The following is a 13,241-nucleotide window of genomic DNA, read 5'->3' as shown; positions in this document are numbered from 1 at the left end:
GTATGCGCATCACAGTGTTCGGAACCGGGTACCTCGGTGCCACCCATGCGGCGTGCATGGCGGAGCTAGGGCACGACGTACTCGGCGTCGACGTGGACGAGGCGAAACTGCGCAAGCTCGAGGCCGGCCAAGTTCCCTTCTGGGAACCGGGACTCGCAGAGGTGTTACAGCGGAACATCGCGGCCGGCCGACTTCGCTTCACTTCTTCGTACCAGGAGGCGGCGGATTTCGCCGAGGTCCACTTCCTGGGTGTTGGTACTCCTCAGAAGAGGGGCGAGTACGCGGCGGACATGAAGTATGTCGATTCGGTCATCGAGACACTGGCTCCGCTGCTGACCAGGCCAGCAGTCATCTTCGGCAAGTCGACGGTGCCGGTGGGCACCGCCGAACGGCTCGGCCGGATGGCGCGCGAGCTCGCTCCTACAGGCGTCGATGTCGAAGTGGCTTGGAACCCTGAGTTCCTCCGCGAGGGCTATGCCGTCAAAGACACTCTGCGGCCCGATCGGCTCGTACTTGGTGTTGATCGCGACCGGCCAGGACGTGCGGAGCGACTCGCCCGCGAGGTCTACGCGCAGCTGCTCGACGAAAAGATCCCGTTCCTGGTCACCGATCTGGCGACCGCCGAGCTGGTCAAGGCATCCGCCAACGCGTTCCTGGCCACCAAGATCTCGTTCATCAACGCCATCGCCGAGGTGTGTGAAGCTGCTGGTGCAGACGTCACCGTGCTGGCCGACGCCATCGGCCATGACGAGCGAATCGGCCGCAAGTTCCTCAATGCCGGCATCGGCTTCGGCGGTGGCTGCCTACCCAAAGACATCAGAGCCTTCATGGCCAGGGCGGGCGAACTCGGTGCCGATCAGGCTCTGACGTTCCTGCGCGAGGTGGACAACATCAACATGCGACGCCGTACCCGCATGGTCGAGCTGGCCCGCGAGGCCTGCGGGTCGTTGCTCGGTGCCCGCGTCGCAGTGCTCGGCGCTGCTTTCAAGCCCGATTCCGACGATGTGCGTGACTCCCCGGCGTTGAACGTGGCCGGGCAGATACAGCTGCAAGGTGCTGCGGTGAACGTGTACGACCCCAAGGCGATGGAGAACTCGCGAGCATTGTTCCCCACTCTGACCTACAGCAACTCCGCGCTGGAAGCGTGTGGGGGCGCTGACGTGGTGCTGGTGCTGACGGAGTGGAAAGAGTTCAAGGCGCTCGCTCCGAAGGACCTCGAGGGCGCAGTGCGCAGCAAGACTCTGATCGACGGCCGCAACTGCCTGGACCCGGAGCAGTGGCGTGCGGCGGGGTGGAACTACCGCGGTCTCGGCCGTCCCTGACTCGACGCACAAACCCGAGCACAATATTCATTCATTGGAATGAATTTGTCGCCCTCGCTTCTTTAGTTACGCCTACTTGCCAATTCGATTTTTTGGGACCGCTGATGTAAGCGGATTCCGGGTTTCGTCCCACGCGTACTGCGCGGGGGTTTGTTCGGCACCCTTATGGCGGGAGCAAGGCTGTCGATCGGACAATAACCAGTGCAACATCCTGTGATTCCTCACATTGTCGTGCGGATTGCGCTCGTGTGTAACGTTTCCCGGCCGAAAGCCGGTTAACACCAGTGGGTTCTTACCGTACGTATCGCCTTGTCAGCGGTGGTGTGGTAAACCGAACACCTGTTGTTATTGAGTTGTGATCTGAATCGCTCGCGTGGTGCATTTGATTGCTCCGTGGGACTATTCCAATTCGATACCAGTTGCAATCCGGATTGGTTCGAACCGAACTTGCGCGTTCACCTCCGGTGCGCGCTGTAGTGCAGAGGAGGGGAGCACGTGGCATCTGTCGGGGCTGCACAGCGCTCTCTATGGGGATACCCGCGTCGCCAGGGCGGTGTGGCAACCCGCGCGTTGACTTCGCGTCACGTGTGGGAACGGCAATACATCAGGCGGCTGCGGGCAACCGACGTTGTCGTAGTCGTTCTGTCGGTCGCTCTGGCTCAGGTCGTACGCTTCGGAGACGGTGATGTCGCGACCACGGGTTCGCTCCCGATGTTGACATACACCGGGGTATCCATCGCACTTGCCGCCTTGTGGATCGCCTTCCTCGCCATCTTCCGCACTCGGTCGCCTCGCGTCATCGGAAGCGGTTCGGAGGAGTACCGCCGAATCGTGTCGGCGACCTTCCGCCTCTTCGGTGTGATCGCTATCGTGTCGTTGCTGTTTCGCATCGACTTCGCCCGCCTGTACTTGGCTATTGCATTGCCTGTCGGACTGCTCATGTTGCTGCTGAGTCGATGGCTCTGGCGCAAGGTCGTCACTCGTCTGCGGAGCAAGGGTGAATACAAAACTTCGGTCCTGATCGTGGGCAGCCGAACGGCCGCGGTTTCCATGGCCCAGTCCTTCGAGAAGTCCCCGGTCTCGGGTTACGCGGTGGTGGGTATATGCATGCCAGGCTACGAGGCTCCACGGGACGGGCTGGTTCACGTGGAAGGTACCGACATCCCGGTGCTGGGGGACGAGCACGACGTTCTGGATGCGATCGGCCTGTGCGGTGCCGACACTGTAGCGGTCACCGCAACCGAACACCTCGGCAACGCGGGCATCCGGAAAATGATCTGGGATCTGGAGAAGAAGGACGTCGATTTGGTGGTTGCGCCGGGGGTGGTCGATGTGGCCGGCCCGCGTCTGGTGATGCGGCCCGTCGCCGGGTTCCCGCTGATCCATGTCGAGAAGCCCCAGTACAACGGCGCGACGAGGTTCAGCAAGACGGCCTTCGACCTCACGTTCGCGGCGCTGGTGCTGGTTTTGATTTCACCGATCCTGATCGCAGTCGCCGTCGCTGTGAAGTCGACCAGCCGCGGACCGGTGTTCTACAAGTCCGAGCGAATGGGCATCGACGGCACGCCGTTCTCGATGATCAAGTTCCGCAGCATGACTGCCGATGCCGACAAGCAGGTTGCGCATCTCTTGGATCAGAACGAGGGAGCCGGCGGGGTCCTGTTCAAGATGCGTGAGGATCCGCGCGTGACGCCCGTGGGCAAAGTTCTACGGCGTTACAGCTTGGACGAGCTTCCTCAGTTCATAAACGTCCTGAAGCGCGAGATGAGTGTGGTGGGTCCGAGGCCGCCGTTACGCCGTGAGGTCGAGACTTACAACGGAGAGGTTCGTCGTCGACTGTTGGTCAAGCCAGGAGTCACTGGTCTGTGGCAGGTCAGTGGGAGATCCGATCTGTCGTGGGAAGAGACTGTCAGGCTTGATCTTTCCTATGTCGAGAACTGGTCGATGGTGGGAGATATGCTCATTGTCGCAAAGACGATGAGGGCGGTTGCCAGAAGCGATGGAGCCTACTGAATGGTTTCGCACAAAAGACGATCCGACCAATCAATGTAAAACCGCTAAACCGCAGTGTCAACTGAAAATCCATATCGCGTTGTCGCGGCGTGCGACACATGCAAATAGTAGAGAGCGAACTACGTGACAAAAATATACATCGCAGGAGCCGGTGGGATGCTCGGACAGGCTTTCAATTCAGTATTCGGAGCATCGGCCGATCTCAAATGTACCGACATTGACGTCAATGAGACCTGGTTGAGCAAAATGGACTTCCGCGACCTGGATGCCTACCGGAGAGATGTCGGCGATTTCAAACCGGATCTACTATTCCATCTTGGAGCATTCACGGACCTTGAGTACTGCGAGAAAAACGTTGTGGACACGTACGCGACTAATACGGTCTCCGTCGAAAACGCAGTCTATATAGCAAACAAGCTCGACATACCGATGCTTTACATCAGCACCGCCGGCATTTTTGACGGCGCTAAGGACCAGTACGATGACTGGGACGTTCCGAACCCTCTGGGACATTACGCCAGGTCTAAATATGCGGCCGAGGTCTATGTAACAAAGCATGCCCGGCGCTATATCGTCTGCCGGGCAGGCTGGATGATGGGTGGAGGACCGTCGAAGGACAAAAAATTCGTACAGAAGCTTATGTCACAGATCAAAGACGGTAAACGTGAACTCAACATCGTGACTGACAAAATGGGGACACCAACATACACGTTCGATTTTGCATATACTGTGCGCACGCTCTTTGACCAGGAGCTGTGGGGCCTGTACAACGCGGTATGTCAAGGAGTCACATCCAGACTTGAGGTAGCGAACGAGCTCGTTTCCGAACTGAATTTATCCGACAAGATTAAAATCAATGAAGTCACTTCCGACTTTTTTAGCGGAACATACTTCGCGCCGCGGCCGGAATCCGAGCGGCTCATTAACCGAAAGCTCGATATTCGCGGGATCACGACCATGCGGCCTTGGAAAGTTGGGCTCCATGAATACTTGCATGACTCGTACGGATCGTACCTGTGACGCGATCTCCAGCCGTCCTCAACTTGCTAGTTCGGGAAGCTAGCAGTGAAAGACAAATTCATGATTGGAGACCTGAATGAGGATCGCCGCCCTGGGCTTCCGAAGTATGCCTCCCAGTGATGGTAGTGCGGGGGCAGACAAATTCGCACTTGAGCTGCTAACCCGGCTGGCAAAGCACGGGCATACTGTGACGGCGTACACGCGCCTGTATCCAGGCGACGATGACTCAACACCGCATACATTCCGAGGTGTTCACGTGCACCCGATTCGCACGGTGAAAAAGTCAGGTTTCGACACATTGTTGCACTCAATGCGTGCAACATGGCACATTATCCGGAATGACACAGCAGATTTCGTTCATATTCAAAACGGAGGAAATAGCGTCTTTGCTATTCCACTCCGACTGATGGGAAAGAAGACGTTTTTAAGCCAAGACGGTCCAGATTGGGAACGACCAAAGTGGCCGTGGTATGCCAAACTGTACTTACGAGCATCTGCATGGCTGACCTCCCGTATTCATACTCAGGTCATATTCGACAACACGTTCGCGCAAGAGTTCTTTGAGCAGAAGTTCGGGAGGAAATACACCTTCATACCTTTCGGGGCAGACGTAGAGTACGACTCATCGGGGGAGCGAATCTTGAGTGACGTCGGGCTGGTGCCAGGGAAATACCTACTTTTTGTTGGCCGCTTCATTCCAGATAAGGGACTGCACTACCTTATTGAAGCGTTCAGAATGGTGAATACCGATATGAAGCTAGTTCTTGTTGGAGGTAGCCCAAACCCAGACTCGTACGAAGCTAAAATCAGAAATGCCGCAGATCCACGTGTTCTCTTTCCGGGATACGTATACGGGGCACAAGCCCATGCCCTGATGAAAAATTGCTACGCATATATTCAACCCTCCGATGTCGAAGGACTGTCGCCTGTGATTTTGGAAAGCAGTTTCTTGGGCGCACCAGTGATTTGTTCCGATATTGAGCAAAATGTCTTTATCCTGCGGCAGCACGGCATATATTTCAAAAAATCGAATGTCGAGGACCTCGCTGAGAGGATCGCTTGGTCAGTCACCAACCCTATCGAGATTGCGAAACTCGCCACGGAGGCGTACGAACACGTAAGTGACGTTTACAGTTGGTCCTCAGTTGTCGAGCAGCACATTGAAGTATTTCAGGGCCGAAGTGCCGCCAAGTCCAGGTCCGATTCCCGGTGAAATTAGAGGGATTCGAACAGTGTATGCAGGGCTGAGAACATCAACAGCAAGACCGAGGAAAACAGAGTCTGCCCACCGCTGCGGGAAGGCATAGCTGTGAGTAAAGGAACTACCAGATTGATACGTGAAGCGCTCCGCAGCGTGCTGATGAAGTTTCAGAGGTCACGAGTATGCGCATGGACCATTTTGATACCAGACATGATTATCGCCAAACTCATGATTGTGTTCCGGCTACGATCTGCCAACCCACAGGGCTGCGTAATTCTCGCTACGGCTGGTCGCGGCAATATCGGAGATCAGGCAATGCTTGAAGCCATGATTCGTCACACCGACGGGCCAATAAGAATAGTCATGAAGGACGCGGCGGATTTTTATCCAGTCGCTACACAAAAAGACGTTCGAATTTCAGTGCTCCCGAGTTTGACGGACGCCTATCCGTTTGAGCGAGTGGCAAACTCAATCAAGTTAGCTAAGTATCTGGCTGTTGCTCAGCGCTACATCGTTATCGGCGCTGATGTAATGGACGGTCTCTACTATCCGACAAGCTCGGTGTCGCGATTTAGCAGCCTCATAATGGCTAGGCTGCTTGGACTAGAAGCTCGACTGGTAGGATTTAGCTGGTCGAGTGAAGCGGAAAAGAGCTGTCTCACTGCGTATCGATATGCAATGAAGAACGGCGTAGAAGCTTACCCAAGAGACCCAGTATCGACCCGTCGGATCAAACAGCAAGGCACCGTGGTCAGTGGGCAGGCTGCTGACCTTGTCTTTTCGACCTTCGATGCCGAGAGCTCAGCGACGGTCATTGAAAGGATCGTTCGGTGCGTAAGTTCAACACGTCCAGTTGCGGTGGTCAACGTCAGTGGCTTACTCGGAGGTAGGATTAACCAGAGTATCGAATATTCGGGAATTCTTGACCATCTACAGTCACTGGGGTATTTCATAATTTTATTGCCTCACGTAATCCGCGAAGGCGACAATGATTTGCCTGAGCTACGAAAATTGTCGGAGGCTAGACCTGAACTTCAAGACGGGGCTTCTTCCGAAAAGTACTATCTTGTGTCGGAGGTGCTTAAGCCAGTAGATGTCAGGGCGATTTGTAAGCTGGCAGATGTGGTAATCACAGGGCGGATGCACCTTGCGATTATGGCGTTGTCTCAGGGCACCCCTGCGATCACACTCGGCTCTCAAGGCAAGGTAGAGGGTCTGTATGAACTTTTTGTACTGCCACAGCTCTGCGTCGAACCCGTCCAAGGGTTTGGAAAGCAGGTGGTCGAACTACTACGAACTGAAGACTTGCAGAGTTGTCAAGAAAAAATTTTAGACGCGCTGCCAATGGTCAGAATTTTGTCAGAGCGGAATTTTACGTAAGGCGATTGCGAAATTCTGGAAGGTTGGTGCAACAACATGGACGTATTTGCAACCGTTTTTGCGCTTACGATTGCGGCGATGGGAGTCGTCGCAGGGTGGATACATGGATGGCAAAAGGTTGCGATTTTTGCGGTCTTGATGGTATTTGCTGTTGTGCAACGGCCTGCATTCTACGTTCTGGGATTGCAAGAGGTCCGACACGTTGGAGCGGCTTACGGTGTTCCGCGTCTGATCCCCGCAGCACTGGTAATCCTGGCCATTGCTATATGTCTTCTCTTGGCTGGCAGGTATGGGGAGTTTCCCCGATTGTTCTTGCCCTTTATGCTTTACATACTGATTGGGTTAGCGATTGTGTGGAGCGGCTCGGCCGAACAATATTCGGGCGCACTTGCGTATCTAGTCGCAGTCTGTTCGTGGTGGGTGGGTCGGGTAATCGCCACAGAGTCGATCAGAGATTCGCGTCTTGACCGTACAATCTGTTCGGCAATCGTCTTTGTTGCCGTTATCCAGTCTGTGGTAAGCCTTGTCCAATTTGCTGGAATACCGATCCTCATCAGCAATATCGAGGAGGCCGCCGAACTAGGTGGAAGATCACAAGGCACGCTGGAGCATCCAGCAACGTTGGGCAAGATATTTCTACTGCTTTGCTTTATCGCTCTTCCGCTGACTAAGTCAGACGACAAGAAGACCAGGATATTAGCGTCGTATGCGTTTGCGCTCTCAACCATTCCTGTATTGCTAAGTCAAGGCAGAGCAAACATTGTAGGGTTGCTGATCCTAGCATTCGCTTTTTACGGCTTGACCTATAAGAGCCTAGGACGTCGGTTTGGATTCCTCGCGAAATTCGCGACTATATCCGTGGTGGGTCTAATATTTTTCCTAGGCATACGGGTCTTCGTAGAACGAAACGTCGCCGATCCGGCGGGGGGATCGCGCGAGCGCTTCTACGACGTCGCAATACGCCACCTTGATCAGTTCATGCCATTCGGCGGTGGGCCTAATAGCTATGTGACCTTAATGGGACCGTTCGACTCACTAACGGCCACCGGATGGCCCGTTCACAACTTTTTCCTTATGACAATGGTAGAAGTTGGGATAGTCGGGCTTATCCTTCTTATGGTGCCCGTGGCTCTCACTCTTCGGTATGCGTGGTCCGCGAGGTCCAGAGACACAACATCTGGCCTGTTTGCGTACAGCGTACTGCTCACCGTGCCTGCGCTGTACTATGTCGCAACATCCGGATGGGGTTTGGCGTTAGAGTTTGTAATGCCAATGTGGTTCTTTACGCTCGGCTATTGCGAGCGCAAGAGCCACAGTACTACTGAAGGAGGCCTAACACGACGTCCGCATGAAGGTCGTTCGGCTCGACTACCGGCTACCGTAACGCAGGGTGTCAGGTCACATGTCGAAGGAAATTCTCGACTTCGGTCGCGATAGAATGCCAAGTAGTGGATGCGGCATACTCAGACTGTTTGAGTCCAGAACCGATATGCTTTCCGTGCAACTCTCGAAGTGTACGGACTAGCTCTGACTCAAGGCGCTCAGCTCGCGCTCCTATCAATGTCACGCCCGGATTTCCTGCTTCCTCCTGCAAATCGCCGATAGTTGTCGCTAAAACCGGCTTTGAAAAAGCGTAAGCTATCTTAAGTACTCCGCTCGTGGTTCCTTCCAAGTACGGAATCAAGACCAGGTCTGCTGCCTCAAACCAAGTCGATACGTCTACAAAATCGACGTGTCCTACACTTAAGGTAACATTCGTCAAGCCCCTGGCAAGATCTAATGACTTTGATAGTTCTGTGCCGTCGTTATTAGTGGACTCACTGCCAGCAATGACAAAGTGGAATGAAGGGTCGTGCTCAAGAGACTTTGCGGCTCGTATTAATTCGACTAATCCCTTCCTGGTCTCAAGGTGGCCAAAAAAGAGCGAAACCAGCTTTGTTTCGTCATCTGGAATCCCCAGGGCTGCCCGTGAATCGACCATTGAGGCATCGCGGGTATTGAATATGTCGTAGACTCCGTGCGGAACTATTTTAATCTTCCTTTGTCGCATATCTTTCAACCGGTGACGTGCGTCCTCCGAGTGTGCAATCAGCGCATTTGCGGAGGAATAGTAGAATGTGCGCGCCGACCTGCTTCCCGGAACGGGGTAGTGCGGAAGGACATCGTGAACGACAATGCAGCATTTGATGCCTGCAGCCCGCAAGGTGCGCACGACGAGGGCGTCAACAAGAGTGAACTTTATCGTACTTTGAATGATTAACCAGTCCGGCTTTCGGGCAATTTCAAACCATATGAACTTGAGAATGTCTACGGGGTAGTTGCGTGAACGTCTAAAAATGCGCTGGGTCTCGTATCGGTCACTGTTGAAGTGCACCGGATGGTCTCGTGCGGTGACTAGAGTGCAATCGAGTCCATTTGCTGAGAGCGCACGTACTTGCGAGACGGAATAGTGTGCGAGGCCTGAGTCGCCAGTGAAAGAAAGTACGTGTACGCGCATCTCTAGTATGACCTATCTTGAGTGAGGCACGGCACTTCATCAGTGCTTCAGTTTGATGGATGCATGTTACTGTATCAGTCAGGCACCACATCTAGGATTCCTCGCGTAAGAATGGTGCGGTCAAATGAGCGGCAAGACCCGGTTAGCTGGTAGAGCGGCTTCGATGGTGGGCGGTTTTTCGCTTTCTGTCGTCGCTCTTGGCGTGAGTAGCCTAGTCGCGATACCCGTCGTGATTTCACAAGCGGGGCCTGCTGCCTGGGCGTCCGTTGCCGTTGGGCAAACTATTGGTTTGGTAGTCAGTATCCTTACCTTGCTGGGTTGGGGAGCAACTGGGCCGGCTGATGTAGCGCAAGCCCGAGGCAATGAGCGGGTACTTCTGTACTGTCGCTCAATGGTGGCACGTATCTGGACTTTGCCGCTCACAATACCTCTGGCCGTGGGGTCTGTGTTCTTACTTTCTCCTTCGCACTTCCTTGTATCGACCGTTGCTGCGCTATCGACGCTCGCGTTAGGCCTTACAGCAAGCTGGTATTTCATCGGTATGGGTGCCCCAAAAGGGCTATTAGTCTTTGACACCTTGCCTCGAGTGTCCGGCACATTGTTAGGTTGCGTTCTTATGTTGTTTGGTATGACGGTCTATGCGTTTGCCTTGATGCAGTTGAGCGGTGCTGTTGCGGCAGCAGTGGTTTCCTATCGCCACATTCGTAATTCGTCGGAGAATGAAACCCAACATATGTTGGTCGGAAATGGTTTGGCCTGGGGTCCCAGTACCCTACGCGCCGCCTTGCCGAGTCAAATTCCGGGGACGATTACTGCAATTTTTGGCTCGGTCTACATTTCCTCGCCACTACTTTTCGTGTCCGCTATAGTTCCGGGTGCCGCGTTTCAGTTTGCTCTTGTTGACAGAATCCGGCAGCAATCGTTTTCTGCGGTCGCGCCGTTCTTGCAGTCCATACAGGGTTGGGTTCCGAGGGCACCTGCGACGCTTTTGAATAAGAGGGTCGCGGTTGCTTCAGTCGCCGCTGTCTTGCTGGGATTGGCGGCAGCTTCCTGTTTTGCTATTTTCGCGCCGACAGTCGGACATTTGTTGGGAAACGGAGAGGTACAACTGGAGGTGGCACTGACCTTGCCGGTCGGGCTAGGTTTCGGCCTAAACATTATCTCGGCCTCGGTGGGAGTTGGTTGCTTGGTCCCTTTGGGTGGGAGGAAGCGGTTAGCTCAAAGCGCAGTTGTTGGAAGCGTTGTGGGTGGGCCTGCGTTGGCTTTTGGAGCATGGAGCGAGGGTGTTGTCGGTGCTGCTTGGGGGTCTGTCGCCGCCAGTGGTGCAGTAGTTATTTACCAATTTGCTTCGGTGGCTATCTTGTCAAGAGGTAGCAAGGATGCGGGTTAGGGCGAGGTTCGGAGGCTGTCCAAGTGCGTTCGTTGCCAATGTAACTTATAATTTTGATGCCGCCAGTGTTCAGTCTGCAGATGATGGAAGGTGCGTCGTGTCCGGTGTAAAGCAAATGATTTTCGGGCTTCTCGGTGATTCTTCGGTGAGAAAGCTCCGATACCAGGCTTCTAAGCTCAGGAACTTCCGAGAGTTTGCAACGGACGCGGGACGGTACGTAGGAGATTGCGCTGCAGAGGACCGCCTGGCTTATTCCGGGTTGTCCGGTCGTCACCTTGAGACCCAACTTATAAAGGACTACCACAGGGTTGAGAAAGGATTAGCATTAAAATCGCCGAAGCGTCCCTTTGGTCGTGATGTCGAGATGCGTCTTCGGGAGTTGGGATCTAATACGAGTGGGACCGATCTTCCAGTCGAGGTTTCTGAGTCGGTAGATCGATCGCTGGAAGCGTTGAAAACATGGAATATGGAAGGGACAGTTGCAGACGATGCTGCACCCACTTCGGATCCACGACCGCCCGATTCGGAAATCGACTTTGAGCGCTGGTTTTCGGCGCGGCATAGCGTAAGGGATTTCGATTGCAACGAGGCCGTGAGCGAGAAGTGTGTCGAGACGGCGATTCTTCGTGCTATGCGGACGCCTTCGGTCTGTAATAGGCAGCCTTGGAGGGTGCATGTTTACAGAGATCCATCGGATATCGGTGGTTTGCTACGTCTGCAGAATGGAAACGCTGGGTTTCGAGATTCAGTTCCTTTGCTTTTTATCGTTACAGTTGATCGAAGGCTTTTTTCTGGCGCTGGCGAGCGCAATCAGCGGTGGATTGACGGTGGACTGTTCTCGATGACTTTGGTATGGGCTTTGCATTCGCTTGGGATATCTTCCTGCATGTTGAACTGGTCTATGACGAATTCTGAATCAGATGGCCTTCGCGCGAAGGCGTCTATACCGGTGGAGGAGGATATTATTATGATGTTGGCGGCTGGGTACGCACGTGAGGGGCACCGGGTTGCGAGATCAAGTCGTCGGAGCCTGCATGAGGTGGCGATTCTGCATTGACCAGAGTGAATGTGGATTACTACTAGGATTCGTGGGGGTGCCATGCGTGTCATGATTGTGAGCAAATTCCTTCATCACGTTGGGGGGGTTGAGACTTACATTGATTGGCTCTGTCAAAAGCTGCCGCACGCTGGTGTGGAGATCGCTGTATTCGGAATGAGCGTCCCCGGTGGGGAGAAGCCTATGGACAGCCTTCCTGTGTCGCGTTTCGAGGCACCGGAACGTAGCTATCACGGGGGTGGGTTTCGTCTGATTCGTAGCGCCGCGACTTCAGTTTATTCAGTCGCAGCGGGTGCAGATTTCAAGCATGCTTTGCTTGAATTCAGGCCTGACATCGTGCACTTTCACAGTACTTGCTATCAACTTTCGTCGAGTTTAGCCCGCGTGGTTAAAGAGATGCGCATTCCGAGCGTGACGACGGCGCATGAGTACAAGTTTGTTTGTGCTAATCAGACATTATGGAACGACCGCCTGGGGTTGGCTTGTTCGGATTGCGTTTCTCGGCCACTTCTTAGTCGAATGTCTTCGATCGTCCGAAATAGGTGTGTGAAGAGCTCAGTTGGCGCAAGTGTTTTGGCTGCTCTTGAGAGTCCTGTGGCTGACTGGAACTGGGCGAGATCCGAGACGCTGGTCCTCGCTCCATCGAACTTTCTGAAGAAACTGGTCGAGGATTCTGCTGCTATCCGGCGTGATCCGATCTATCTCGATCTTCCGTGGGGTGAAGAGAGGCAGGTTCCTGAGCGGTCGAATTCGTTGGTTGCGGCTTATACGGGTCGATTAGCGCCGGAGAAGGGTGTGGGGACATTGCTGAAGGCTTGGCGAGATGTCATTGGTATATTCCCGGATGCGAAGCTACAGATCTGGGGTTCAGGTTCAGAAGAGCAAGAATTAAAGAACCTTGCCAAGTCTCTTGGCGCGCCTGGAGTCCAGTTCTATGGCCGGTATCGAAGTGAGGACTTACCTTCGATGTTTAGTCAGTTTACCGTCACCGTTCATCCATCTGAGTGGGCAGAAAATAGCCCGTATACAGTACGTGAGAGCTTGCAATTTGGCGTGCCCGCCATCGTTTCAGATATGGGCGGCTTACCGGAGATGGTCTCTGAAGAGACTGGCTCAGTGTTTCAGTCTGGAAGCGTGCCAGATTTGGTCAGAGCACTATGCGCTGAGTTTGGGAGCATGCGGGCCGGTAAGGATGCTATTCGACAGGCTGTTCGAGAACGGTCAGTGTCTGATGGCGATCACTTGTCCGAGTTGCTCGAAATCTACCGGCGTGAGGCGAAGTCTCGATTGGCTTGACTCGCTCGTTCGACTAAGCGCGGGTATCCCAATTGATCATTGGGGGACGAAAGGGAAGTGGAGAC

At 54.2% G+C, this 13,241-nt stretch carries 10 protein-coding genes; 9 read left to right on the top strand and 1 reads right to left on the bottom strand.

Features of this window, described 5'->3' with window-relative positions; translation table 11 throughout:
* Positions 1-2 precede the first annotated feature (2 nt).
* From ACFI9K_RS01695 to ACFI9K_RS01670, 6 genes are all read left to right on the top strand, one after another.
* A complete protein-coding gene (locus ACFI9K_RS01695) occupies positions 3-1,322 on the top strand; it encodes a UDP-glucose dehydrogenase family protein (RefSeq protein WP_462661916.1) in 1,320 nt (439 codons plus the stop codon).
* Positions 1,323-1,877: 555 nt separating this feature from the next.
* Complete coding sequence (locus ACFI9K_RS01690) at positions 1,878-3,335, top strand: sugar transferase (protein ID WP_462662102.1); 1,458 nt, start codon at positions 1,878-1,880, stop codon at positions 3,333-3,335.
* A gap of 123 nt (positions 3,336-3,458) precedes the next feature.
* Positions 3,459-4,355 carry an SDR family oxidoreductase gene (locus ACFI9K_RS01685; protein WP_462661915.1) on the top strand — a complete coding sequence of 299 codons (897 nt, stop codon included), beginning with the start codon at positions 3,459-3,461 and terminating at the stop codon, positions 4,353-4,355.
* 76 nt (positions 4,356-4,431) lie between these two features.
* The gene (locus ACFI9K_RS01680) at positions 4,432-5,568 is read left to right on the top strand and encodes a glycosyltransferase family 4 protein (protein WP_462661914.1); all 1,137 of its coding nucleotides are present in this window, start codon (positions 4,432-4,434) and stop codon (positions 5,566-5,568) included.
* A 198-nt stretch (positions 5,569-5,766) separates the two neighbouring features.
* Complete coding sequence (locus ACFI9K_RS01675; protein ID WP_462661913.1) at positions 5,767-6,936, top strand: polysaccharide pyruvyl transferase family protein; 1,170 nt, start codon at positions 5,767-5,769, stop codon at positions 6,934-6,936.
* 36 nt (positions 6,937-6,972) lie between these two features.
* Complete coding sequence (locus tag ACFI9K_RS01670) at positions 6,973-8,373, top strand: O-antigen ligase family protein (RefSeq protein WP_462661912.1); 1,401 nt, start codon at positions 6,973-6,975, stop codon at positions 8,371-8,373.
* Here ACFI9K_RS01670 and ACFI9K_RS01665 read toward each other — a convergent pair.
* Complete coding sequence (locus tag ACFI9K_RS01665; RefSeq protein ID WP_462661911.1) at positions 8,330-9,433, bottom strand: glycosyltransferase; 1,104 nt, start codon at positions 9,431-9,433, stop codon at positions 8,330-8,332. The genes ACFI9K_RS01670 and ACFI9K_RS01665 overlap by 44 nt on opposite strands.
* Before the next feature lie 391 nt (positions 9,434-9,824).
* On the opposite strand from ACFI9K_RS01665, the gene ACFI9K_RS01660 reads away from it, so the two are divergent.
* Genes ACFI9K_RS01660 through ACFI9K_RS01650 form a run of 3 tightly spaced genes read left to right on the top strand, consistent with a single transcriptional unit; the run spans position 9,825 to position 13,176 of the window.
* Positions 9,825-10,823, top strand: a complete 999-nt coding sequence (locus ACFI9K_RS01660) for a hypothetical protein (protein WP_462661910.1) — start codon at positions 9,825-9,827, stop codon at positions 10,821-10,823.
* Positions 10,813-11,880, top strand: coding sequence for a nitroreductase family protein (locus ACFI9K_RS01655; protein ID WP_462661909.1), 1,068 nt, complete (start codon positions 10,813-10,815; stop codon positions 11,878-11,880). The genes ACFI9K_RS01660 and ACFI9K_RS01655 overlap by 11 nt, the downstream gene beginning before the upstream one ends.
* 42 nt (positions 11,881-11,922) lie before the next feature.
* Positions 11,923-13,176 carry a glycosyltransferase gene (locus tag ACFI9K_RS01650; protein WP_462661908.1) on the top strand — a complete coding sequence of 418 codons (1,254 nt, stop codon included), beginning with the start codon at positions 11,923-11,925 and terminating at the stop codon, positions 13,174-13,176.
* Positions 13,177-13,241 lie beyond the last annotated feature (65 nt).

The sequence above is a fragment of the Rhodococcus sp. PSi06 genome (assembly GCF_054960675.1).
Note: the sequence above shows the minus strand (reverse complement) of the source record. Positions and strands in the feature narration are given on the sequence as shown.

What these genes read in the sequence shown, in the direction of transcription:
- ACFI9K_RS01695 (WP_462661916.1), top strand. Translation starts at nt 3, where the DNA reads ATGCGCATCACAGTGTTCGGAACCGGGTACCTCGGTGCCACCCATGCG.
- ACFI9K_RS01680 (WP_462661914.1), top strand. Translation starts at nt 4,432, where the DNA reads ATGAGGATCGCCGCCCTGGGCTTCCGAAGTATGCCTCCCAGTGATGGT.
- ACFI9K_RS01675 (WP_462661913.1), top strand. Translation starts at nt 5,767, where the DNA reads ATGATTATCGCCAAACTCATGATTGTGTTCCGGCTACGATCTGCCAAC.
- ACFI9K_RS01670 (WP_462661912.1), top strand. Translation starts at nt 6,973, where the DNA reads ATGGACGTATTTGCAACCGTTTTTGCGCTTACGATTGCGGCGATGGGA.
- ACFI9K_RS01665 (WP_462661911.1), bottom strand. Translation starts at nt 9,433, where the DNA reads ATGCGCGTACACGTACTTTCTTTCACTGGCGACTCAGGCCTCGCACAC.
- ACFI9K_RS01660 (WP_462661910.1), top strand. Translation starts at nt 9,825, where the DNA reads ATGGTGGCACGTATCTGGACTTTGCCGCTCACAATACCTCTGGCCGTG.
- ACFI9K_RS01655 (WP_462661909.1), top strand. Translation starts at nt 10,813, where the DNA reads ATGCGGGTTAGGGCGAGGTTCGGAGGCTGTCCAAGTGCGTTCGTTGCC.
- ACFI9K_RS01650 (WP_462661908.1), top strand. Translation starts at nt 11,923, where the DNA reads ATGCGTGTCATGATTGTGAGCAAATTCCTTCATCACGTTGGGGGGGTT.